We start from the raw sequence: 23,618 nt of genomic DNA, 5'->3' as shown, positions 1-23,618 counted from the left end.
GTATAAATACTGGTTATCCAACAGGAATTAAAGTGAGTCTCTCACGTTCGAGCCTGACCAAGCGCCTGATCTATGAGTAAATCCTATTGCCGGATCAACCAGGGCGTTACACCTTTGGGTCCATACCATTCGAAGGTACTCAGCGAAGTGGTTATCCTGGCACCCCCAAATTCGTAAGCATCTACGTATAATATTTTGCCATCGCTGGAGAGTACGCCATAATACGGGATATGCGTTATTAGCGGCGCGGCTACATCCGGGTTAACGCCAGAAAATATGATCCGGGAGCCATCCTGTTTGTAATTTTGGGCATAGTTCGTAGGCGGATCAAACGCTCCAAGTATAAATTTTCCGTTCTGAAAGTAATTGGTCGTACCTATCGGCAAAAAACGGATGACATTAACATCCGGGAACCAATCGGGGTGCCCCGGCTGTGCCCAATTACCAACTATGCTGGGCGCATCTTTGGGAAACAATTTCATATCTACCATGGCGATAATGGGCGATGAACCACCGGTGATGGTACGCTTGTCAGCTGAGATTGTGTAGACTTGCGGTGAATTGAATTGTTCATCTCCGGGCAGATCAAAGAGTATGGTGACCGTTGTTTGCCCCTGAGCGTTCTCTTCTACTTTGGTGATCTTTCCATGAACGTCGCCTCTTCTCCAAACACTAAGCGTCAGGTGCGACCAGGCAGTCACATCGTCGCCTTCTCCAAATCTTAGTGAAAGTGGGCGGGTAAAGTAATGGTTACCCACTCTGGCCAGGCCGGTATATTCTGTGTTTGAAAAGCTGTAGGTGCCTTTAGTATCCTTATCAGGGTCTTTTTGAGTATTATCTTTTTTACATCCCGCAGTAATCAGCAACGTACTCAGCAGGATACTTGTAAAAAAAACTTGAATAGCTTTTTTCATGGTAATATGGTTAAGATTTACATTTTTGTGTTAACAGGGAATAAGGCCTCATCTACTTGTGTACCCTGGCCAGCCACGCGGCACCAGTTACCTGAAGTTTTGTGATAAACCTCTAAACGGCGGACCTTGATATTCAGATCGCGGCCATCGACAGCGATATTTACATTGATCAGCAGGTTGACCACAGCAGTGGTGCCGTCATAAATGCGAATGAACTCGTTACCAGGTACCGGTTTGACTGACTTAAATATTAACTTTTCTTTCTTTTGCGCCTCGATCCATTGCTGACGGTTGAAAGAGATGTCTCCTTTTGGCCCAACAGCGATCATGTCCGCGCAATCCAAGTTTGTGCCGGGGCCTTGGCTACGCAAAAGTAATCTGATCTCCTGACGTTCTTTAGCGTAACTGGTGGTATCGATCTGCGCCGAAACGCTCAGCGAAATGATCAATAAAAAAATGAGTGTGAAGAGAGCTTTCATGATGATGTTTTTTCCAAATCTATCGGCATTGACGATACGAAATGAGAAAAGTAGCCCGATGCTGCCATGCCGAACACGGATAAAGGTTTCCCGCCTACCAGATCATTTCGTCGTCGACCAAATGATCTGATAGACAGGATGCCATAGTTAGTCGAATAAGTGTCAGTTCATACTCCTCAGCGCAAATTGATATGTATCTTAGCTGGTCATCAATGACAGCATGAAGGAATTACCATTCATATATTCTAACCAATCAGGGTGGCGACTCTCACGACACCTCACGTTTTGGTTGCTTTGGTTTGTTTTTCAACTGCTGATTTATTCTTTTTCGCCTTCGCCTATTCTGCAAAGACAATCATTTTTGCATCGCCTGATGATCACTTTGCCGGAAACGCTGGTTTACATGATCCCAAGCATATTTTTAGCTTACACGCTCATGTATCTGGTGATTCCAAAACAAGTGATTCCGGGTCATTATATATTAGCGGCATTTTGCTCGGTCTTGCTCATCCTTTTAACGGCTATGCTATCCGCTGCTTTGTCCATGACACTTGTTGATCATTTACGGCATCTCAATGCCGATAAGTTTTCAACAAGGGTTGCAAGTGAGCCGCATCCTGCTTTTTATATCCAGTTCGGCACGGCAATGCTGGCCGGTTTGCGCGGAAGCATCACGGTGGGCGGAGTAGCAGCAGCCATTAAACTGATGAAATGTTTTTATGAGAAGCAGGAAGCTGCACTGCTATTGGAAAAAGAAAAGGCCAATGCAGAATTGCAAATGCTGAAAGCCCAACTGCACCCGCATTTTCTGTTCAATACCCTCAACAACATTTATTCTTTCACCCAGGAGGTTTCAGAAAAAGCTTCAGGGATGATCATGGGCTTATCTCAATTGCTCCGCTATATTTTGTACGATTGCAGCAAGCCCCTGGTACCGCTTGATAAAGAGTTTAAAATGATAAGGGATTATATTGAACTCGAATCAACCCGTTACGACGACAGCTTAGATATATCGTTGCAACTACCAAAATCAGGCGGTCATTTGATCGCTCCGCTGATGCTGTTACCTTTTATTGAAAATGCATTTAAGCATGGGGCGAGCCAAATGACGGAGCATCCCTGGATAAGCCTCAGTGTAACTATAAATTCTAACTCACTATCAATGAAATTGATCAATGGCAAACCGGGAACTGTTAAGGCAAATACCCCGGGTATCGGGATAGAGAACGTTCGCAAACGCCTCCAGTTGCTTTATCCCGATCAGCATACGCTGGCGATCAACAATGAAGAGGAAATGTATATTGTCAACCTGGAACTTGATCTTGTAGAAAATGGAGACTCACAAAACCTATAATTGCCTTATTGTTGATGATGAACCTCCGGCGAGGGAGGTATTGAGGCGATATATTGCCCAGGTACCTATGCTGAACCTGGCGGGTGAGTGCGGTAATGCTTTACAGGCCATTACGGCGCTCAGGCAGCAGCACATTGATATCCTGTTTTTGGATATCCAGATGCCACAGATCAGCGGATTAGATCTGATCGGCACCTTAATTAATCCACCTAAGATAGTTTTGACCACCGCTTTTGAGCAGTATGCCGTCAAAGCATTCGATTTGGATGTCACAGATTACCTGCTAAAGCCAATTCATTTCGACCGGTTTTTAAAAGCCGTAATAAAAGCCTTGCCGGAACACCCCCCCCGGCAGAAAAACCTTCCTGATGCCCGTTCAAACAACATCGCAGATCATGGCTTCCTGTACTTCCGAGCTGACCGCAAAATGGTCAAAGTAATGCTAAACGATATTCTATATATCGAGAGCTTAAAAGACTACGTCAAAATAAATACACACAAAGGTTTGGTCATCACTAAATATGCGATAACTTCCCTGGAGGCGATGCTTCCCAATCACTTTATAAGAGTGCATCGATCTTACCTTGTAGCGCTCGATAAGATCGACTCCTACACTCAGGAAGAGATCAATATAGCCAGTAACCTGATACCCATCGGTAAGCTTTACAGGATGCGGGTTCTGGAAGTCCTGACAGTAGCAAACGGCTGAAATAGCCTGGTCTAAATAACTTATGTTTCGATCACGATCAGAAATATTATCGGCTTACTCTATTTCAACCTCGAAAAAGGCCCCCAGGTTCTCATGGTATCAATAACCAGTCTAAAAGCTTTGCCTTTGGTAATCAGTTCATATTCTACTCTGGGTGGCACGACCGGATGATATTAGTCCATCAGTTTCTAATCCTTTAAGATGCTGATTCAGCATCTTAAAGGATACATAGCGGATCACTTTTTAAGCTCACCAAAACGAAGCAGCTCGAATACCAGTAGCTGGTTGATTATCAATAGTTTTTATTTTCCATTGATTACATTGCTGGCAAGGGCCACGGGGCACGAGAAATCTTTATCACCTAATTTAAATACCTGATCGATAGCTTTTATCAAGCCTCAGGAAAATTAATTCAACGGGCAGAATTCATCTTGTTGATCAATTAAATGTTGCTCTGAATTGGACAGGAGAAAGTTTTGTTTTCAACTTAAAAAGCCTGCTGAAAGATTGTGAATGTTCAAACCCTAATTGATAGGCAACCTCACTGATACTCATGGTCGTGGTGGTCAGCAATCCCTTTGATCGCTCAATGAGTTTTTCATGGATATGCTGCTGAGCATTTAGCCCGGTAAGCGAACGCAGCATATCACTTAAATAATTCGGCGTATAATTCAACTGCTCAGCCAGGTATTGTACGGTAGGGATGCCATTAACGACCGTTTGCTTTTCGTTGAAATAAGTATCGAGCAGATTTTCCAGTTGGTCAAGCAGTGCGCTGCCCGCAACGTGGCGGGTGATAAATTGACGCTTATAGAAGCGTTTGGCGTAGCTTAAAAGCAGCTCTATCTGCGCAATAACCACTTCGTGGCTGTAATCATCAATCCGGCCATTCAATTCTTCCTGGATGATATTAAAGATCGCTGATACGGTTGTCCGTTCCTGCTCTGAAAGATGCAATGCCTCGTTCGAAGTATACGAAAAGAACCCGTATTGCCTGATTTTTGCCGCCAGCGGATACCCCTGAAGAAAATCCTGATGAAAAACGAGAGAGTAACCCTCGTTGCCTCTATAAATAGCCGTACTTCCAACAACCTGATTAGGTGCCGTAAATAACATACTACCTTCATCAAAGTCATAATAACCCTGTCCATATCTGAATTTGCCGCCCAACTTATTTATGAAGGAGATCTTGTATAAAGTGGTCACATAACTTACCGGTAACCTGCTCAGGTTGATCTTATCTTCCCGGGTATCAAGCAAAGTGATCAATGGATGAACCGGGCCCGGAATTTCCAGCATGCGGTGGATCTCGGTAACAGAACTCAGTTTGGCGATCTTTGGCTTTTCTTCTTTCATACTATATAACAATAGCTATGACCGGAAACTGTTCAGTCTCCTGTCATAATAGTTCCAAATATCAGGATATTTTAGTGGTAACCTTAAAGGTTTACCAAGGCAATGGACCTTCAGGGCCAGTAAAACTGCCGGTCGGCCCATCAGTTTCCAGAGCCACCCTTACCGGTTCACGCGAACCTACTTCCAGGCTATCTGTACCCTGAAAATTATTCAGGGCCGTAGCGGTATAGCCCGGGCTGGTCGCATTCACTTTGATGCCCTCTTTTTCCAATTCCAAAGCAAACGCGACCGTTACCGCGTTGAGCGCAGTTTTAGAAGCCGCATATACGATGCCGAAATGTTCTCTTGCCCAGCATTGGGGATCAGAGATCCAGGTCAGTGATCCCAGGCCACTTGAAACATTAACGATGCGTGCGGCTGAGGACTTGCGTAACAATGGCAAAGCGGCCTGCGTCATCGCGATCACACCAAATACATTGGTCTCCCAAACCGTGCGTACTTCCTCCAGTGATACATTGACAGCCCTACCGGATGCCATCAGTTCCTCGGGGTTTTTCGGTACTGCTCCATCGTGTGAAATACCTGCGTTATTAACGAGCAGGTCCAAACGACCATTTTCGTTCATTATGCGTTGGATGGCAGCGTCAATAGAGAGTTGCTTAGTCACGTCCAGTTGGATCGCCTTTGCATTTTCTCCGATCTGTTCGGCCGCTTTTTCACCATTTTCGAGTTTTCGGGAGCCTATGTATACGATATAACCATTTTTAGCTAAAGCTTGCGCGATCTCCTTGCCGACCCCTTGGTTAGCACCGGTCACCAATGCGATCGACCTGTGCGCTGTTGAAGTTTGATCATTCATAAGAATTAAAATTTGATATATAGTACAAAGGTGATCAGCGTGCACCGGGCTGTTATAACCAAACCAAGGAGAGTTGTAACCAAAATAAGAATTGTTACCATATTGGCTACATATTTTACCATATCGGCTACTGGAATATCATCAGGGTCAAGGACCTTTGTATTCAAATAATGATCAATATGGAAAATGGAATAACAGGAAAAGTAATCATCATTACCGGTGCCAGCAGTGGTATCGGCAAATCGACCGCGGAATTGCTTGCGGCGCAGGGTGCGAAAGTTGTTTTAGGTGCGCGCCGCGCGGAGAACTTAAAGATCATTGCAGATGCGATCAAAAAGAATGGAGGGCAGGCCACTTACGCAGAAACAGATGTGACCAAGCGTGAAGACATGAATTCCCTCGTAAAGCTCGCTGTTAAACATTTCGGCCGCCTGGACGTCATTGTCAATAATGCCGGTATCGCTCAATTATACCTTATGGAAGAAAATGATGTGGAAGGTTGGGAACAAATGATCGATGTGAATATCAAAGGTACATTATACGGTATCGCTGCGGCAATGCCCGAATTTTTAAAGAACGGATCGGGACATTTTGTAAATATCATCTCCACGGCCGGTATCGCCATTGTGCCAACCATGGGTGTCTATGCCGGAACCAAGAATGCGGTACGTACGATCAGTGAAGCGCTCCGTCAGGAATCTGGGGGCCGTTGGCGGGTAACAGGTATTTCACCGGGTTATGTAGCGACTGAATTCGTTAGCAATATCAGGAACGAGGCGATCCGCTCGGTCAGCCAGGAAACAGCAGACAGGATATCTATACCTCCTGATGCTATTGCGCAAGCTGTCGCCTATGCAATCAGTCAGCCATCGAATGTGGACATTGGCGACATTGTTGTCCGGCCATCTGTTCAGGGTTAAAGCAGTATCTTTACAAAGTAACAAATGAAAGTCAACGCAGGTGAACACACTAAAATTTCAAACGATAAGCGATCTGACGCACCGACTTCGGCTTAAACCCCCAACTCATCCGCTGATCACTCTGGTCAACTATGATGAAGTAAAGGTCGATCTGCGGGATGCCGGTAGTTGGGTCGTGCTGGATTTTTACAAGGTCACTTTCAAGAGAGATTTTAGCGGCAGCGTCAAGTACGGGCCAGGCACTTATGATTTTAAGGAAGGCGGTATGGCTTTCCTGGCACCGGGTCAGGTTGTGCAGATGACCACCGATCGTGGTGATTACCAGGGATACGCTTTATATTTTCATCCTGATCTGCTAACGCGACATCCCCTGGAACAGGGGATTCATCAGTTAGGCTTTTTTGATTATACCGTAGCGGAGGCATTGTTCCTCTCTATAAAGGAGAAGCAGACGATGGAAGCTATATTTCAGGCAATTGATACTGAATTGAACAACCCGATTGATCAGTTTAGCGATAACGTACTTGTTTCTCAACTGGAATTGCTGCTTAACCATAGCAATCGCTTTTATAACCGGCAATTTCAGAGCAGGAAGAACGTGCATCATGAATTGATCAACAAAATGGAGGTATGGCTGAACGAACGCTTCAACGATACGGCAGTTAAAGGATTGCCTTCACCACAGGAGATCGCTGCCCATCTGAATGTATCTCAACGTTATCTTTCTGACATGCTCAGATCGCTTACCGGGAAAACCACACAACAGCATATCCATTTAACCTTGATCGCGAAAGCGAAAGAACTATTGAACCAAACCGGTCTGACCACTGCTGAGATCGCGTACCGCCTTGGTTTTGAACACCCGCAATCGTTCAACAAACTATTCAAGCAGCGTACCACGGTATCACCGGTTCAATACAGACGCGATCAATTACGTTAAAATTAATATGGTCTGATCTCATAAACATCTACCTCTGTTTCGGGGAAGTTGATCTTTTCCATGCCTTTCAATTAAAAGATGCCCGGAAATCCAGCGGCGATAGTTTGGTTTGCTTTTGAACAATTTGCTGAAAGATTGGGAGTGCTGGAATCCTAAACTATAGGCGATCTCACTGACAGATAGTGACGTGGTCGATAATTTTTCCTTGGCTTTTTCGATCACCTTTCTCGTGTATGATCTGCCCGGTCAGTTGCTCCTGCCTTGGAAGCGCTGTAAACCGGGGCAACATAGAAAGAGCATAAAGTCAATTCCGGAAGAAACGTTGACGATACCTGCTGAACGCTGTTTATCAAATGCGGCAGTAACTGGTGAACCATCTGTATCGTTCTTAAAAATATGAACATTGGGGAACTTTCTTTGTGTCTCTTTAACTTTATTCAGGTCGCGGCCGGTAATAATAATCTTCGCTCCAATTGGATTAAGCTGTCTGACCCGCTCTAATCCTATCCCGCTGGTACCGCCGGTAATTAGTACCGTACTATTTTTTAAATACATGTTGCTTTTTTTTGATAAAGCAAAGTGGCCGGATGACGAGTCTTATCATGTATTCAAAAGTCGCAATTTCGTAGCTAAAAGTCAGTTAGTTTGGTAATAAGCTAATGTTATATGTAGTTTGATCTCAAAACAAATGAGAAAAAAATTATGTTTTAAGTATTACTTAATATATCGTGGTCGAGCATTTATTGTCGTTTAAAGTGGAAATCCATAAATTCCCCTTTTATAGTCTACATTTGTTTTTATCCTTTTTTACAAATGAGATCTAATTTTGAAGCGCTTTTTAATTACGTTGAAGAACTTTCCGGTATGGAGCTTTCTGAAGAAGAAAAGCACGTTTTCAAAACGCATTTCAAACCTAAGAAACTTCGAAAGCGGCAATACTTTTTACAGGAAGGCGATGTATGTAGGTATACCGGCTTTATTGTTAAGGGTGCTGCTAAGACATTTACGGTAGATGAAAAGGGGCATGAAAATATTCTGAAGCTGAGTGTTGAGAACTGGTGGCTGGCTGATTTTGAGAGTTATTACAAGTTAACGCCAAGCCGGTTCAATATCGAAGCGCTTGAATATATGGAGATCTTACAGATTACCTATGCTGTTGTTGAGGAGTTTATCAAACCTATACCAGCATTTTCCGCCATGCAAAATGTGCTTAGTCAAAACAACACCATATCAGCTCAAAAAAGGATGCAATCCGCGATCAGCCTGTCCGGTGAAGAGAGGTTACAGGAATTGGTACAGGATTATCCTCGTTTCTTACAGCGATTCCCGCAGAACCTGATTGCCTCCTACCTCGGCTTAACTCCCGAAAGCCTGAGCCGGATCAGGAAGAACACCTTAAAATAGTCTTGATCTTTGGTAAGTGTATTTAATGATGTATGGTAAGATTCAGGTCACTACAGGGCCGCATCTTTGGGTCAACATTAAATATCATAGATCATGAATAAATTAAAAAACAAAGTGGCCGTGATCACCGGCGGTAATAGCGGTATTGGTTTTGGCATCGCAGAGGCGTTCAGGAACGAAAGCGCTATAGGTTCAATTATCGGCAGAAATCAGCAAACATTAGCAGATGCTATTGCTCAGTTAGGAGACGGCTTTATAGCGATCAAAGCAGACGTAACCAACTTGTCCGATCTGGAAAAAACATTCCAGGAAACAACTGAAAAATTCGGGAAGATCGACATAATTGTAGCTAATGCGGGTGCAGGCACTACAGGTACTGTCACGGATATGAGTGAAGCTAATTACGACAAGACGATGGACCTGAACCTGAAAAGCGTTTATTTCACGGTACAAAAAGCCTTGCCTTATATGAATGACAGAGGTTCCATCATTTTGATCGGTTCAAATGCTGCGCACCGGGCATACCCGTCATTCGGCCTTTATGGCGCAGCCAAAGCTGCAGTGATCTTTTTGGCCAAAAGCTTCTCAAACGATCTGTTAGCAAGAAAGATCAGGGTAAATGTGATCACACCCGGTACTACCGACACACCGGCTTTTGAGAAGTTTGTTCCTGCCGAGCAGATCGAATCAGTAAAAACACACTTTGCAGAGGGCATGCCAATTGGCAGGATCGGACAACCATCAGACATTGGTAAAACCGCTGTATTCCTGGCTTCTGAAGATTCTTCGTTCTTGCTTGGTGCCGAATTGCTGGTTGATGGCGGCATGACGTATTTGGCTAAGTAAAGTTAAGCGACTAATGGCACATATTAGGGCTCGTGCCATTAGTCGTTTTCAATATCCATTTTTAACAGCAGGTCATTTTCCAACTGATAAATGTGTTTTACATTTCCATCAAATAATAATTTACCATTCAGGTCTTTTACTAACTGATGAACCAAAACCTCCACACTACCATCCGGCCGGATCATAATTGTTTGCGGTATCACGATAGTATCTATCTCACTCCATTGTCTTGTCCAATACGTTCTGATCTCTTCACGGCCGATCACATAGCCTCCTTCAAAAGCTTTTGGCCAATGGATTTCATGATGCATTAGTAACAGGACGCTGTCAATGTCCCTGTTATTGAAGCCTTTGTAGGCTGCCTCAATCAAGGGTTCGATCTTTGACAATTGCTCTTGGTTCATATATTATGTTTAAATGATAGACCTGTTTATTATTAAGTGCAATATTTATAGCAAATATCACCATCAATTTAATGATTATTCATGTTTAAAGTCTTTTACAGTTTTTTAAATGAATAAAACGACGTTTGGGTGTCAGGAATGGTGTATTTGTAAGTACCGAGAAGGATTACTAAAAATAAAACCACTTTAAGTCAAATACTTAGAAGGTTTAAGAAGCAGTTAAAATTAATCCGGTGTGCCAACCTGGGCTATATACCTATCCCTGTTGTCTGTTGAATAACAATCACCTACGCGATGTAAAAAACGCCTGGTAGCCGTTTTGGGATCACCTCCCGGACAATACAAAATAGCTAAAAATAAGCTGCGCGGAAACTCCAATCGTATGTTTCTTAAAAGTTCATCTGTTTATAAATTTTAAAAAAGATTGAAATAGCATGTAAGGAAGCAATCTCCTATGCGATTAAGGGAGTAATAGCTATTAATGCTGCCTAATAATAGATTATACATGGCTTTGTTTGTGATGACACGGGCACCTGGATTCTAAAATCCACGATAAAATTTTAAACAATAATTAATTTATTCAGACATGAAACCAATCAAACCGTGGGTGCTGGCCATCCTGACCTTTTTTACATGGCAATATGCAAGTGCCCAGGAACAATTATCACAGGCCGGATATTATCGTGCCGATTTCGGCAAGTTCCAAATTGTGGCACTTTCTGATGGTACAGTTCCGGTTGAGGCTAAGACCCTTTTAGTTCCTAAAGCCCCGGGTGTCTTGGAGCAACAACTAAAAAAAGCTGGTTTGGGCAGTACCGTTGAGATATCTATAAATGCATATCTTATTAAAAATGGACCAAGTCTTGTATTGGTGGATGCAGGATCGGGAGATCTTTTCAAGCCCTTTGGAGGACGACTGATAAAAAGCATAATTGCAGCCGGATACCGGCCGGAAGATATCAGTGATATACTGATCACACATGTCCATGTTGATCATAGCGGTGGCTTAAGTCAATACGGAAAATTAGTTTTTCCAAATGCGACCATACATTTAAATCAAAAAGAACTCGATTTTTGGAAAGTACATGAAACTGTTCAAACTGGCGAACCTCAGGGAATCACGCTCAACAGACCCGCCTACTTAATGCTTAAACCATATCTGGCAGCTAATAAGGTTAAAGCATTTAACAAAGCATCAGAAATCCTTCCTGGAATATCCGCCATTGAGAAACCTGGACATACATTAGGTCATACAGTTTATGCTATAGCGTCCGGTAAACAAAAAATGATTTTCTTCGGAGATCTGGTCCATATAGAGCAGGTGCAGTTTTACGATTCACTGATCCCCGATGAATATGACTTTGATAAGCAAAAGGCGGCGGCGCAGCGAAAAGTGAGCTATGCTGAATTCGCGGGCAAAGGATATATTATCGCTGCGGCTCATATATCTTTTCCAGGAATAGGAAAAATAATCGCTGAGGGTAATCAATATAAATGGCTACCGGTTCCTTACAGCGTCCTGGGAAAACTTGAATAATTTTCGAAGCAGGGATGATATTATAACACTTTTGGTACAAGTACCATAAGCGTTATTAATTAGTGGTTTGCTAAAATTGCATAGCGTCTTAATTTATTTTGCTTGAAAATTCGTTTATCGGTAAACGAACCTTCGGCAAAGGTGTAAAATGATCCTTAGATGGAAATGCCCATCATTGCCTGTTTATGCTATAAACCCATGCATGCGCTATTCTGAATTATTAAAAAAAGTAAAGGTATTTCCGGCAAGGTGCTCAGCCGCATTGAAGTATTTAGAAATCAATGAATTAATTGTTCGTCATGTATTAAACACTGCACTTGTTACGGTCGAATATGGTATAAACAGATTACGGTAAATCTCTTAAGCAATTAACGGGTACTATAGCTAACTGGGGATTAAAGGCTTAATAACGGTTTGCTCTTTAGTGCTTGTATCAGACAGAACAGCGCCAAAGCCCCATAAATAACCCCTAAAACGATAACCGCTCTAATATCTCGAAGTAAATAATAAGCGATTAGCGGTAATACCTGCAAAGCATGCATTCCCACAAAATGCGCGATGCGCAGATCGCCGTATTTCCGACTCCAATTAAGCAACGGTAAACCATTGGCATCTCCTGAACCGCCAACACTATGCGAACCGTTGCCGCCCATGATCGCGCCTTCAAATGCAAAAATGACGAATAAAAATATACCTATACGAATAGCCCAGAGGTAATAGCCGGGCAGCCCGGAAAATTCTCCTTTACAAAATAAAATGCCAATATAGCCGGTATATAAAGTGGCGGCAATAGCCGCAAAAGCCATGGCCGCAGTGAGCGAAGTATAAAGGGTCGAACTGACATTATAATGCGACAACTGCCCACGGGCCGCTTGAAAAGTGATGTAAAATAACTCGAAGCCTAACAGTATGATAGTGGTCCAACTGTAGGTACTGACCTGATCAGGCAATTCAAGATATCCGGTGTACCAGCCCATCGTCCAACTGAATATGCCAATGGACAAAGCGAATTTGAAAGGCTTATACCAGGCACTAACCCCATTTATCTGAGTAGTGTTGAATTTTGCGATTATTAATAGTAAAGTAGTGCTTAAAAGGCAGATCAGTCCAAAGTAGAATAAAGGTTCATTTCTGGATCTTAAAACAGCAAAAAAATCGATCATATAAAATGGATGTGTCTGTTACTTAAATGAAGCCCGAAACTCCAGCGGCGAAAGATTGGTATCATTCTTAAATAATTAGCTAAAGGAGGCGGATGTTCAAAACGTGATGCATAAGCAATATCGCTAATCGACAGCTCTGTGAAAAAGAGTTTCTCTTTCGGCCGGTTATTATTGATACAGTTCCCGCAATACTTTAATTCTTAAGTTATTGCCTATCTCAAACTTACACCATCTTGTCTATATAAAATTTAACCTATGGTAAAAACTAATAAATAATTGAAGAGTGTTCTTGACCTTGACCGAAGATCCGTAATTATGCATCTTTCGTCCGACAGTTTAAGGAAGGACATAGATCAGTTGAATTTGGCCCTAAAGGCTAAAGGTGAAAGGCTGGTTTTTGCTTTAAATAACTTGCTGAAAGATTGTGAATGCTCGAAGCCCAGTTGATAAGCAATTTCGCTGACAGATAAGTTTGTGGCAGAAAGCTGTTGTTTGGCCTTTTCAATAAGCTTCTCATGTATATGCTGCTGCGCAGTCATCCCGGTGAGCGTTTTAAGCAGTCCGCTTAAATAATCAGGCGATACATGAAGATGTTCCGCAAGATAAGCAACAGTGGGCAATCCACTATTCATAGCGTTCGAATCATTGAAATACCCTACCAGTTTTTCATTTACGCGATCCAATAGTTCATGACTGGTTTTCCTCCTGGTCATGAATTGGCGCTGATAAAAGCGGTCCGAATAGTTTAGCAACGATTCCATCTGGGTGATGATAATATCATGGCTGAACTTATCCATATTGTTGTGATACTCCTGCCTGATATTAGCAACGATCTGCATAAGTGTCGCTTCTTCTTTATCTGAAAGAAACAAAGCTTCGTTAACTGCATAATCAAAAAAGCCGTACTGCGCGATCTTTTTAGCTAAAGGCGTATTCCAAAGGAAATCGGGATGAAAAAGCAACAACCAGCCTGATTGCTCGGGACTTGCGTATTTCTGCGGATCGAAAACACTAATCTGGCCGGGTGACATAAAGCTGAGTACACCCTCGTCGAAATCATAGGACTGCTGCCCGTATTTGATCTTCACAGGCGATTGGAACCCTCTTTTAAGAGAAATGTTATAGAACCCATTGATCACACTACCCTGTATACCTGCTGGAATACGCTCAAACGGTTTAATATCAATAACGCTGATCAAGGGATGCTCGGGTGCAGGTGTTCCCAGTATCTTATGAAAATCACTGATCGTTTTGATGTGGTATGGCTGGCTTTTTTCCATGATGCAAGTTGACTATTTATTTTGACTTATTTTCGACCGCGTTAGCTACGGCTTGCTTATAGGATAGCGGTTTGCGCGGTAATAGTTTCCTTATTGCTGATGGATCACCGATCATGTCTGCGCCTAATCCGCCCAAGGCTCCTTTGATAGCTCCTTTCGGTGACTTGGCTATCCGCTCGATCAACGGCGCAGCGAAACGTAACAAGCCTAATGGAATATGCACTTTTCTGGGATGAGCATGCCCCACAACGTCCGCCGCTTCATCGATCAACTGATCGCCCGTTAAAATATCATCACTGCCCACTTCATAGCATTGTCCATTAGCTTTCGGTTCATTTAAAACACCTATCAGGTTGTAAACGAGGTCGTCAATGGCGATGCACCTAAACTTGTTCCGGCCGTTTCCTATTACAAAAGCGGTGCTTTTTTGTGCATTGGCCAGCACCATATTAAATCCCTGCCCGCCGATACCTACGATCATGCCAGGCTGGATCACGGTCACATCTAAACCAGTGTTTAAAAGATACTGCTGTGTTTTCCAGCGTCCATCGGTCCAGGCATCTTTAGCATCAGCAGAAATGCCAAGTGAAGTTACATAGATCAGGCGGCGTACACCATGTATTTTGCAGCCTTCTACAATATTGATAAGAGCGTTCATTTCAATGTCCATAAATTCTTGCTTCGCAGTGTCTTTATGCTGAGGTGCCAAAGTATGGATGGAAACGTATACGGCATCCATAGACGCAAGTGCTTGCTGCACAGATACAGGGTCTGTAAAATCACCTTTAACAATCTCGCAGCCAATATCTGCTAATTCCTTTGCCTTATCCAGGTTACGTACCATACAACGTACTGCAAATCCGTCTGCCTGTAATTGGCGTGTTAAATAACCGCCGATAAACCCTGATGCACCGATAACTAATATCCTTTTCATAATTAATCTATTTAATAATGTAAAGGTCCTTACAAATCCACCACATATTGTGACCGTTTCCGGTCTTTTTGTAGCGGTAACTGGTACGGTAACCAGGAATGTTGCTTTGTATAAGATATAACATAAATTATTAAGCAGCCTCTTAAGGTCACAAATGATAAATTAATTCGGCAGATTTGTAATGCGTCAACTATACTTGAGATCGAGTGCATGCTTTTAAGGGAAAAAAATGCTTTAATACAATTTCTTAAATTAGATGGCCAGTTCATCATTACAACTATGCTGCAACCAAAAACCATAAGAAGTATCAAGCGTGTTATTCCTTTCGGCATATTATGGTTTGTTTTCAGCCTGATCTATGTGATGCTGGAGAAAGGTATTATCGGAAACTTAGATCATTATCCCTCCACCGGCGTTAACTATAATTTTGCAAGAAATATTTTTTTAGTCCCATTGTCGGGACTGATGATGGGACTATTGACTGGAATTCTGGAAATTGGTTATTTCAATAAATGGTTTATAAAAAACAGTTTCACTAAAAAAATCATCTTCAAATCCATTATTTACCTGTTCATCGTCATCTTATTTCTTCTCCTAATTACCTTCATCAATACCCTATATACGCACAACGTACATTCTATTAAGAATTTAACATCGCCGGTTTGGGCATTCTTCACTGACTATGCAGTGGTAGGCATTATGGTATACATCGCTTCTATAATTGTTATTACGCAGTTATTCGCTGAATTCAGCCAAAGCATCGGAGCGGGTACATTAAATAATTTTTTCCTGGGGAAGTACCATCACCCGGTGGAAGAAGAAAGAATTTTCATGTTTCTGGATATGAGATCTTCCACTACCATCGCGGAAAATTTAGGCCATGTCAAATATTTCCAAATGTTAAAAGAGTATTTTTTCGATCTCTCGGTCGCTGTTATTGACTATGCAGGCACCATCTATCAATACGCGGGCGATGAGATGATCATCACCTGGAAATTAAAAGACGGATTAAAAAGTAATAACTGTATCGAGTGTTTTTTTGCTATGAAAGGCGCTCTGAATATACAGGCTGTTAAATATGACAGCCTGTTTGGATTATTACCGGAATTTAAAGCGGGTTTACATTACGGTTTGGTAACCGCCGGAGAGATCGGTTCCCTGAAAAAAGAAATTATTTTTACAGGGGACGTGCTTAATACGTCAGCAAGGATTCAAGGGCTTTGTAATCATTACGCTGCTGATTTACTGGTATCAGACGACCTGGCGCAACTATTACAACTTCCCACCCAATACAAGATAAGGTCAGTTGGAGAAAATCTATTAAAAGGCCGGGTGCGAACAATGGAAATATTTACCGTTTCAAGAGATCGCTCTTAATTTTTTCTGAAAAGCAGTGTAAAAGTAAAAAGCTACAGCATTCTCTCGAATACCATAGCTTTTTTAAAAGCTTTATTTAGATGCCGCGTAGGTACTGTAGTTAGCGGGTACCCAAACGTAGCTATTACCTTCCGCACGAATACGGCCAATGCCCGGATAGGAAAGGTGATCGCCGGCTACTAAATAACCTTTTTGGGCTGCTTCCTGAAAAGCTTTTTTCCGTTGCGCTGCTGCAGCAGATGGATTTACATCGTAAACGATAGTAACGGCCGGGTCAGCAAACTGTACTGCTGCCGCGTGCATAATATCGCCCCAGAATAACAGCTTTGTGCCCTTGCTTTCCAGGGAGAAAAACGTGTGCCCGGGAGTATGACCGGGGCTGGCCAGTGGCAAAATACCTGGCAATACCTCCGCACCATATTTAAATGTTTTCACCTTGCCGGCTTTCAGGTAAGGCCCGACAGTTGCTTCAGCTTGCGCATAATAGTTCTTTAAACTTTCCGGAGCCTTACGCTTACTTTCTGCTGTCAACCAAAAATCTACTTCAGGCTTACTGATGTAAATAGTAGCATTAGGAAAAGCCAATTTCCCTTGATCCATTAATCCACCGGTATGATCGATGTGAATATGGGTGATCAGTACCGCGCTGATCTGCTCAGGCTCATAGCCGGCGCGGCGAAGGCTTTCTGTTAAATGTCCAAGCGTAGGTCCGTACGCTTCCGCTGTTCCCGCATCAACGAGTATAAGGTTGTTGCCTTTTTTGATTAGGTAACCGTTAACAGAAAGTTCTACAGGATCAGACTGGTAGTTCAATTTCAGCAAACGGTCGATCTCCCCAGGTTTAACGTTAGTAAGCAGTTGATGAAAGTTTTGGGGTATAGTACCATCAGAAAGGGCGATCACCTCGAAATCTCCAACCTGCATCCGGTAATAACCAGGTTGAGAAGCCTGTGCCTGATTTGCCGTCTGGGCAAATGCGGTAGAAGTATTCATCAGGATGCCGATCGAAAAGATACCGGCAGCGGTAAGTTTTAATAGTGCTTTAGCAGCAAACAATGTATGTTTCATATTTAATTATTTAATGAAACAAAATTCCGCGATGTTTGCAGCAGCCCACAGGATAAACGTCACTTTGTTTTTGTGACAAATGTCACCTTAACGGCGGTATAAACGGCTTAAGGTTTCACGTGTTACACCAAGGTAGGAAGCAATATAGGTCTTTGGAATACGGCTGTATAGCTGAGGATATTGATGGATGAAATTTTCATAGCGGTCCTTCGCACTTCCCATGATCATCGTCTGCAAGCGTTTCTGTAATGAAATATATCCCAAATTTGCCTTTACCTGCAGAAAATGCTCATACTTCCAAAGATCTGCACCTAACTTGTTCCGGTCCTCCAATGTGATACCAATCACTTCACAGTCTTCCAGGCAATCGATGTTAATAGTGGCTTTGGTTTCCTTAAAAAAAGCTTCACGATCGGTCATCCACCAGTCCTCTGCGCCAAACTGAAAAATAAACTCATTACCGGTTTCAGAATCAGCTATAAAGGCTTTTAAACAGCCTTTTAGAACAAAATACTCCTGCCTAACATATTCGCCTTCCTGCACCAGAAAAGCATGCTTTTTCAGCTTTCTTAACTTGAAATGTGATAAGACATGGGCAAACTCTTCATCACTCAGCGGGCAAACCGCTTCTATATGTGTTCGGAGTAACTGGGACATAGGATGATTTTAGCCGGTAAAATAGATTATAAAATTAACCTTTTATAGATAATACCAAGCTACAATAATATTTCTTATCTGTTCGCCTCCCTGGCCAGATCAAATAATTCCGGCCCTATATGGCAGTACCCGCCGGGATTAACTTCAAGATAGTTTTGGTGATAAGTTTCTGCGGTGTAAAAGTTTAATAGTGGTGCAACCTCTACCGCTAAAGGGTTATCATACTGACCGGCAATGTCTTTTATGACTTCAGCTATAACCGGAACCTGATGCTCGTTTGTATAATAGATTCCAGAACGATACTGGGTTCCGATGTCGTTTCCTTGCCTGTTTACACTGGTAGGGTCGATGGCTTTGAAAAAAAGATCCAGCAACTGGCTTAGCTGCACTTTGTCCGCGTCATACGTTACCTTAACCGTTTCCGCGAAACCGGTATCACCCTTGACAACGTCTTTATAGTTCGGGGCATCAGTCCTGCCGTTAGCATAACCCACTTCTGTGTCGGTTACCCCGTTGATCAATTTAAAAAAATGCTCGGTGCCCCAAAAGCATCCGCCCGCAAAGTAGATCACTTGTTCTAATAAGCCGCTTTCGGCAATTTTACTTTCGATCATCATCTTATTTGTTTTAAATTCAAAATTTCCCTCACTGGCGATGTCACTGTTCACGCTGCTTACATCAGCCGGATCAAGTTGGCTGACCAGTTTTTTGTAAACTGACTTCGTAAAGCGCACAAAAGTCCCTTCAGCTTTATCGTAACCTACCCACTCCTTTACATTTCCATAGGTGCAAGTAGGCGCTCCTTCTGTACTACCATCAACCAGTGTATAACGCTGGGGATCATTCTGATACATTTCTGCTGTTACTTTATCCATGATCTTTAAGCAAGTAATTGTTTTAACTTTAATTCTAGCGCTTTTTTAGCCTGAATCCCTCTTGCCTGATCTATGATTTTTCCATTTTTCAGAAAGAAGATCGCGGGGATTCCCCTTACATTATACTTCTTTGCAATATCCTGATGCTTTTCTACATCGATCTTAGCAAACTCAATTTTTTCTTCATAATTATTAGACAGGTCTTCAAGTAAAGGCTCAACCGCTTTACAATCGCTGCACCAGTCTGCATAAAACTTCAAAAGCAGTGGCTTGTCACCTGCAATGAGCAGTTCTAATTCCGTGTTGTCATTAATATTTTTCATGGTTTCAAAACTTATAATTAATTACTGTAAATATTGATGGGGATACATATTTCCTTCTTTGATGTGTCCTTAATTGGAAGGCATGACGCAGTGGTGATCCGTCTTGGACTGGCAGTCTTGTTCCTTTTGACTTGCATTTTAGGAGAACTGGCACGATGGCGGCTATCGCCCCAAATGCGGAGTGACAAAGCCAGGTTTGGAAGGTCTCTTACAATAAATAATACAGTTTGTGAAAAACCAGCACCAAGCATCCATGCACCTGGATAAGTGATCAGGAAAAAGAGTGAACTTCCAAAAATGACAATTCCACTTATGCCCGCGACTTTTCCCATTGCAGGTATTCTGAGGGAAGCAACCATTAATAAGCCAAGCGCCATTTGTGGGATACCAAGAAGTATCGATACTGTTCTGGCCGTAAGAAATGTGTAGAGTCCTGAAAAGACAAAATGTCCTTCCGTCATAGACTTAATTCCAGCGGCCCCCGATAAAGTAAATTTTTGGATTCCAAAGAGCATGATAAGGGAAGCGGCCCCGATCACGCTAAGGTTAAAGCCTAATTTTTCGATTTTATTCTTCTCCATCATAACCTTATTTAGATCAATAAATAAATTCAAATGAACGTGGCAGGATATGCATCTTGCTACGTGCTATCTTGCCTCTACCACTTAATCGCAAAAAAACCTTTAGCCTTACAGCTTTTACTTCTTCTATTATTTTAAATTCAAAATTTTAACCGGGAGATCCCTAAGATTAAAAGCCAATGGTAAGCCACAACATCGCTACAATGGCTCCCTTAGTGAGTGACATTTAATACTGAGAAACAATCATAATATGCATGCTTGCAAGAGCTTTTTCTTTTCCAGGTGCTCAACTAAACAACGCGTAGGTTTATTTGCTGTACCAATGATTTAATAATATATGGAAAACATATTTATCCAAATCTGTACGCAGGAATGTATTCTAAAGTTGGAAAGGCAAAATGGTAATAAGCTAATTTTCAACAATTCATTCGAACTTGAAAGTATGGTACCGATCAGGATTTTTAATGATTTACATGGCAGAATTTTCCGGCTGTAGAAGATTCTTAAGAAATTGCTCAATCTAAAGAAAAAATAAAATAATTGTAAGGAAGCAAGGATGGTTTCGATTAAGGGTTATTAAGTATAACATTATATATCAACTTAAAACAAGTGAAAATGGAAAAACGCATCATCAATCCCTATAATTACCAGAACAGCTTCGTGTATGGCAAGCGGAAGAAGTTAATAATGAATAGACAGGTAACGTATTTGGCAAACGTAACTTATTAATTACGTTTGTATCTCATGAAAGCTGATACCAAATTTTCTACTGCGATACATATCTGCCTTTACCTTCAATACCGGGGGGAAAAGCTGCTTTCTTCCCATGAGATCGCTATAAGCGTTGCTACAAACCCGGTTGTGATCAGGCGGGTGCTTGCTGAACTTAAGAAAAAGAAGATCGTCGGAAGTGCAGCGGGCAATCAAGGCGGATTTTACCTGATGAGACCTGCGGACGAGATCAGTTTGTGGGATATCTATCAGGCCGTAAACGACAGGGAACTTTTTCAAAGACCCAAGGTAAATGAGGAATGCCCGGTGAGCAGTAATCTGGCACAATTGGTCAAGTCGCCATTTCAGGAGGCAGAAAATGCGATGCAGCCAGGTCTGGAAAAAATAAAGGTTTCTACGCTTTACGGACAGTTAGAAGATATATTAAAAACATCACCAAAATTCTGTTAAAGGAACCGGAGAAGTAAAATGAGTAGTTCTATTTCGCTCAATTGTAACAAATAAAGTTTTATTTAATTAATAAATAGTCAACATCATGAAAGATCAATCAATTACGCTGACTAACAGTAGCCAGTCGCCGTTAAATAATGCTCAACAGCAAACCACCGCATTTGACCTTGACACCACGAAGATCCACAAGTTGAATATACTGGGTATGGGTGTATCCCGCTATGGTTTAGCATTTCTTCTACTCATCTTTGGCGTTCTTAAATTCACAAATTTTGAGGCCAAAGGCATCCAGCCTCTGGTAGAGAATAGCCCATTAATGTCATGGCTTTACCGGTTTGCTGATCTCAGAGGCGTCTCAGCGATCATCGGTATGGTGGAAATAACTTTAGCGGTTATGATCTCCTTAAGGGTGTTGTTTCCAAAAATATCTGCATTAGGAAGTTTTGGATGCATTCTGATGTTCTTAACCAGCCTGAGCTTTTTAATAACTACCCCAGGAATGTGGACCATCATGGAAGGAATACCGGTCCCTACTGATGGTGGTTTTATTATGAAAGACCTGATCTTTCTTGGCGTTTCCATATGGACGGCCGGTGAGGCACTTAACGCCAGCGCGGAACGTAACCGACGGTAAATATTTAAAGAATCAGCTTTTTATTAGATCTAAACATTAAACAATAAGTAATTATGAAAGATTTCATAGATCAATTTCATGAGTTTTCACCGCTTGACGATGCTGCCAGGCGTGATTTGAGTTTGGCTGCAAGGTCGCAACAGTTTAAAAAAGGCGAAGTTGTCTTCCCTGCCGGTAATATCTGCCGCCATCTTTATTTTGTAGAGAAAGGTTTGATGAAAATATTTTCCGTTAAAAGCGGGAAGGAGTTGATTATGTGCTTTTTTGCCGAATCGCGAATCTTCTCGATATTCGATAGCTTGTTAACGAAAACGCCTACAAACTCTACTATCATGGCCCTGGAAGATTCGTCGGTGACCATAATCAGTCTTACCGAAATGGAAGCACTTAGTAAAAAGCACAAGACAGTAGAAGTCTTCTTTAGAAAAATCATCTCACACAATACTGTGCTTAAAGCTAAAAGGATAGATGAAATGCTCGGAGAAAGTTCAAGCTGGCGCTACCAAAACTTCATGGAGGAAAATAAGCATTTTGCTCATCGCATATCTCTTGGTGATATTGCGAAATTCCTGGGCATTACGCAGCAGTCGCTGAGCAGAATAAGATCTCAGAAATGATCGATGTTACTTTTTACCATATGGTAAAAATAATCAGGAGCTGTTACTTTACTTTTGATTGAACAATTATAGTTTTTTAGGACGATCATTTGTTATAAAAAACACTAACGTTTCTTATAACAAAACCATAATAAAGTGTCATTTATCAAGTGATGACAGCTATAAAATATACTGGATACGAAGCAAACTATAAACATAGCGTTTATCAGACTTATGAAATTATAACTTTATGATAAACAAAATTGCTGATATCAAAGAAAATGGATTCGAGTGGCTGGATCTAACTGAACCAACCGAAAGCGAATTTACAGAGGTAGCGAATAAGTATAACCTTCACCCTGCATTGGTCAATGATTGCCTGCAGCCTGACCACTTGCCGAAATTTGAAAGGATGCAACACTATTCCTTTATTATTTTCAGGATACACATAGAAACTGATCTGCCTGAGGCTAATCATGTTCAAGACCTGACCAGTACCATTGCTATATTTTTTTGCGAAGAATTTATCCTGACCATACATCAAAAAAAGCAATCGCTATTTGAACAGGTTATCGAGTCCATGGAAGAAAAGATGTCTTCAAGTAGCAGGGAATTGCTTAATATTTTAATCGTCTCTTGTCTCAATACTTATGATGCACCAATAAAAATGCTATCAAAGTCAGTAGATTATTATGAGGAGATGGTCTTTCTCCGGCAAAAAAATGAGCCTATTTTGAAAGGTATATATTACCTGAGAAGAAAAATTGACTTACTTAAACAAATGCTCCTTCTTTCCTATGACATTATCGACAAATTGGATTCGCAAGATGAAGGGAATGTCGAGTCACGGGATACGAGAGATCTGTTTATCAAACTTCAAAGCATGCTGATTTCGAGATCCGAGAATCTAAATCAATTACTGGATATTTACTTTTCGGCATCGTCCCAAAGAACGAATGATACTATACGGGTATTGACCATATTTTCAGTTTTCTTTATGCCTATGACTTTTATAGTAGGCTTATACGGAATGAATTTTGAATTTATGCCGGAACTAAAATGGAAGCTGGGTTATCCGGGTGTGCTATTGCTGATCACTTTAATTAATGTAATTATCTATATATGGTTTAAGAGAAAAAAGTGGTTAGGTTAAATGAACTTACATTTCTAATATTTAACATAACAAAACAGTGACAGCGCACTATATAAAATCTTCATATTTATCA

The 23,618-nt window shown here is 41.7% G+C and carries 27 protein-coding genes and 1 pseudogene; 12 read left to right on the top strand and 16 right to left on the bottom strand.

Annotated features, from left to right (window positions below):
- Positions 1-83: 83 nt before the first annotated feature.
- A complete protein-coding gene (locus tag AC3WJC_RS04955; protein ID WP_492397963.1) occupies positions 84-914 on the bottom strand; it encodes a hypothetical protein in 831 nt (276 codons plus the stop codon).
- Between the two features lie 17 nt (positions 915-931).
- Positions 932-1,393, bottom strand: a complete 462-nt coding sequence (locus AC3WJC_RS04950) for a DUF4440 domain-containing protein (protein WP_492397962.1) — start codon at positions 1,391-1,393, stop codon at positions 932-934.
- Positions 1,394-1,613: 220 nt separating this feature from the next.
- Here AC3WJC_RS04950 and AC3WJC_RS04945 point away from each other — a divergent pair, with 220 nt between their 5' ends.
- Both AC3WJC_RS04945 and AC3WJC_RS04940 read left to right on the top strand, forming a co-directional pair.
- Positions 1,614-2,747, top strand: coding sequence for a sensor histidine kinase (locus AC3WJC_RS04945; protein ID WP_492397961.1), 1,134 nt, complete (start codon positions 1,614-1,616; stop codon positions 2,745-2,747).
- On the top strand, positions 2,725-3,456 hold the full coding sequence (locus AC3WJC_RS04940; RefSeq protein ID WP_492397960.1) for a LytR/AlgR family response regulator transcription factor: 732 nt from the start codon (positions 2,725-2,727) through the stop codon (positions 3,454-3,456). The genes AC3WJC_RS04945 and AC3WJC_RS04940 overlap by 23 nt, the downstream gene beginning before the upstream one ends.
- Before the next feature lie 59 nt (positions 3,457-3,515).
- Here AC3WJC_RS04940 and AC3WJC_RS04935 read toward each other — a convergent pair whose 3' ends face one another.
- The 3 genes from AC3WJC_RS04935 to AC3WJC_RS04925 all read right to left on the bottom strand — a co-directional run bounded on the left by AC3WJC_RS04935 (position 3,516) and on the right by AC3WJC_RS04925 (position 5,671).
- Positions 3,516-3,617: a winged helix-turn-helix transcriptional regulator gene (locus AC3WJC_RS04935; protein WP_492397959.1), complete on the bottom strand. Its 102-nt coding sequence runs from the start codon at positions 3,615-3,617 to the stop codon at positions 3,516-3,518.
- A gap of 277 nt (positions 3,618-3,894) precedes the next feature.
- Entirely contained in the window at positions 3,895-4,812 is a 918-nt protein-coding gene (locus AC3WJC_RS04930) for a helix-turn-helix domain-containing protein (RefSeq protein WP_492397958.1), read from the bottom strand.
- Between the two features lie 91 nt (positions 4,813-4,903).
- Positions 4,904-5,671, bottom strand: coding sequence for an SDR family NAD(P)-dependent oxidoreductase (locus tag AC3WJC_RS04925; protein WP_492397957.1), 768 nt, complete (start codon positions 5,669-5,671; stop codon positions 4,904-4,906).
- 179 nt (positions 5,672-5,850) lie between these two features.
- Between AC3WJC_RS04925 and AC3WJC_RS04920 the strand changes: the two genes are divergently transcribed.
- Together AC3WJC_RS04920 and AC3WJC_RS04915 are read left to right on the top strand one after the other, a co-directional pair.
- Entirely contained in the window at positions 5,851-6,591 is a 741-nt protein-coding gene (locus AC3WJC_RS04920) for an SDR family oxidoreductase (RefSeq protein ID WP_492397956.1), read from the top strand.
- Positions 6,592-6,631: 40 nt separating this feature from the next.
- Entirely contained in the window at positions 6,632-7,531 is a 900-nt protein-coding gene (locus AC3WJC_RS04915) for a helix-turn-helix domain-containing protein (protein WP_492397955.1), read from the top strand.
- A gap of 67 nt (positions 7,532-7,598) precedes the next feature.
- On the opposite strand, the pseudogene AC3WJC_RS04910 reads toward AC3WJC_RS04915, so the two are convergent.
- Both AC3WJC_RS04910 and AC3WJC_RS04905 read right to left on the bottom strand, forming a co-directional pair.
- Positions 7,599-7,756, bottom strand: a pseudogene (locus AC3WJC_RS04910) (helix-turn-helix domain-containing protein); the annotation flags it as partial.
- Positions 7,757-7,777: 21 nt separating this feature from the next.
- Positions 7,778-8,086 carry an SDR family NAD(P)-dependent oxidoreductase gene (locus AC3WJC_RS04905; RefSeq protein ID WP_492397954.1) on the bottom strand — a complete coding sequence of 103 codons (309 nt, stop codon included), beginning with the start codon at positions 8,084-8,086 and terminating at the stop codon, positions 7,778-7,780.
- A 258-nt stretch (positions 8,087-8,344) separates the two neighbouring features.
- Here AC3WJC_RS04905 and AC3WJC_RS04900 point away from each other — a divergent pair, with 258 nt between their 5' ends.
- Positions 8,345-8,935, top strand: a complete 591-nt coding sequence (locus tag AC3WJC_RS04900) for a Crp/Fnr family transcriptional regulator (RefSeq protein WP_492397953.1) — start codon at positions 8,345-8,347, stop codon at positions 8,933-8,935.
- Between the two features lie 93 nt (positions 8,936-9,028).
- Entirely contained in the window at positions 9,029-9,781 is a 753-nt protein-coding gene (locus AC3WJC_RS04895) for an SDR family NAD(P)-dependent oxidoreductase (RefSeq protein WP_492397952.1), read from the top strand.
- Between the two features lie 38 nt (positions 9,782-9,819).
- Here AC3WJC_RS04895 and AC3WJC_RS04890 read toward each other — a convergent pair whose 3' ends face one another.
- A complete protein-coding gene (locus tag AC3WJC_RS04890; RefSeq protein ID WP_492397951.1) occupies positions 9,820-10,185 on the bottom strand; it encodes a nuclear transport factor 2 family protein in 366 nt (121 codons plus the stop codon).
- 586 nt (positions 10,186-10,771) lie between these two features.
- Here AC3WJC_RS04890 and AC3WJC_RS04885 point away from each other — a divergent pair.
- Positions 10,772-11,722, top strand: coding sequence for an MBL fold metallo-hydrolase (locus AC3WJC_RS04885; protein WP_492397950.1), 951 nt, complete (start codon positions 10,772-10,774; stop codon positions 11,720-11,722).
- 395 nt (positions 11,723-12,117) lie between these two features.
- On the opposite strand, the gene AC3WJC_RS04880 is transcribed toward AC3WJC_RS04885, so the two are convergent.
- The 3 genes from AC3WJC_RS04880 to AC3WJC_RS04870 all read right to left on the bottom strand — a co-directional run bounded on the left by AC3WJC_RS04880 (position 12,118) and on the right by AC3WJC_RS04870 (position 15,099).
- Positions 12,118-12,885 (bottom strand): hypothetical protein, encoded by a 768-nt coding sequence (locus tag AC3WJC_RS04880; protein ID WP_492397949.1) that lies wholly within the window; start codon positions 12,883-12,885, stop codon positions 12,118-12,120.
- Between the two features lie 353 nt (positions 12,886-13,238).
- Positions 13,239-14,165 carry a helix-turn-helix domain-containing protein gene (locus tag AC3WJC_RS04875; protein WP_492397948.1) on the bottom strand — a complete coding sequence of 309 codons (927 nt, stop codon included), beginning with the start codon at positions 14,163-14,165 and terminating at the stop codon, positions 13,239-13,241.
- Positions 14,166-14,181: 16 nt separating this feature from the next.
- Entirely contained in the window at positions 14,182-15,099 is a 918-nt protein-coding gene (locus tag AC3WJC_RS04870) for an SDR family oxidoreductase (protein ID WP_492397947.1), read from the bottom strand.
- A gap of 210 nt (positions 15,100-15,309) precedes the next feature.
- Between AC3WJC_RS04870 and AC3WJC_RS04865 the strand changes: the two genes are divergently transcribed.
- A complete protein-coding gene (locus AC3WJC_RS04865; protein WP_492397946.1) occupies positions 15,310-16,476 on the top strand; it encodes an adenylate/guanylate cyclase domain-containing protein in 1,167 nt (388 codons plus the stop codon).
- Between the two features lie 72 nt (positions 16,477-16,548).
- Here the strand turns inward: AC3WJC_RS04865 and AC3WJC_RS04860 are convergent, their stop codons facing one another.
- The 5 genes from AC3WJC_RS04860 to AC3WJC_RS04840 all read right to left on the bottom strand — a co-directional run bounded on the left by AC3WJC_RS04860 (position 16,549) and on the right by AC3WJC_RS04840 (position 19,983).
- Positions 16,549-17,544, bottom strand: coding sequence for an MBL fold metallo-hydrolase (locus tag AC3WJC_RS04860; protein ID WP_492397945.1), 996 nt, complete (start codon positions 17,542-17,544; stop codon positions 16,549-16,551).
- A gap of 87 nt (positions 17,545-17,631) precedes the next feature.
- The gene (locus AC3WJC_RS04855) at positions 17,632-18,201 is read right to left on the bottom strand and encodes a Crp/Fnr family transcriptional regulator (protein ID WP_492397944.1); all 570 of its coding nucleotides are present in this window, start codon (positions 18,199-18,201) and stop codon (positions 17,632-17,634) included.
- A gap of 74 nt (positions 18,202-18,275) precedes the next feature.
- Entirely contained in the window at positions 18,276-19,076 is an 801-nt protein-coding gene (gene msrA / locus AC3WJC_RS04850) for a peptide-methionine (S)-S-oxide reductase MsrA (RefSeq protein ID WP_492397943.1), read from the bottom strand.
- A 5-nt stretch (positions 19,077-19,081) separates the two neighbouring features.
- The gene (locus AC3WJC_RS04845) at positions 19,082-19,399 is read right to left on the bottom strand and encodes a thioredoxin family protein (protein ID WP_492397942.1); all 318 of its coding nucleotides are present in this window, start codon (positions 19,397-19,399) and stop codon (positions 19,082-19,084) included.
- Between the two features lie 17 nt (positions 19,400-19,416).
- The gene (locus AC3WJC_RS04840) at positions 19,417-19,983 is read right to left on the bottom strand and encodes a DUF417 family protein (RefSeq protein WP_492397941.1); all 567 of its coding nucleotides are present in this window, start codon (positions 19,981-19,983) and stop codon (positions 19,417-19,419) included.
- 741 nt (positions 19,984-20,724) lie between these two features.
- Between AC3WJC_RS04840 and AC3WJC_RS04835 the strand changes: the two genes are divergently transcribed.
- The 4 genes from AC3WJC_RS04835 to AC3WJC_RS04820 all read left to right on the top strand — a co-directional run bounded on the left by AC3WJC_RS04835 (position 20,725) and on the right by AC3WJC_RS04820 (position 23,545).
- Positions 20,725-21,162 carry an Rrf2 family transcriptional regulator gene (locus AC3WJC_RS04835; RefSeq protein WP_492397940.1) on the top strand — a complete coding sequence of 146 codons (438 nt, stop codon included), beginning with the start codon at positions 20,725-20,727 and terminating at the stop codon, positions 21,160-21,162.
- 85 nt (positions 21,163-21,247) lie between these two features.
- Positions 21,248-21,796, top strand: coding sequence for a YkgB family protein (locus tag AC3WJC_RS04830; protein WP_492397939.1), 549 nt, complete (start codon positions 21,248-21,250; stop codon positions 21,794-21,796).
- Between the two features lie 53 nt (positions 21,797-21,849).
- Positions 21,850-22,413, top strand: coding sequence for a Crp/Fnr family transcriptional regulator (locus tag AC3WJC_RS04825; RefSeq protein WP_492397938.1), 564 nt, complete (start codon positions 21,850-21,852; stop codon positions 22,411-22,413).
- A gap of 229 nt (positions 22,414-22,642) precedes the next feature.
- Positions 22,643-23,545, top strand: a complete 903-nt coding sequence (locus AC3WJC_RS04820; protein ID WP_492397937.1) for a CorA family divalent cation transporter — start codon at positions 22,643-22,645, stop codon at positions 23,543-23,545.
- Positions 23,546-23,618: the final 73 nt, after the last annotated feature.

Source organism: Mucilaginibacter sp. FW306-07-L (genome assembly GCF_058782065.1).
This window is presented reverse-complemented; position numbering and strand designations above follow the sequence as displayed.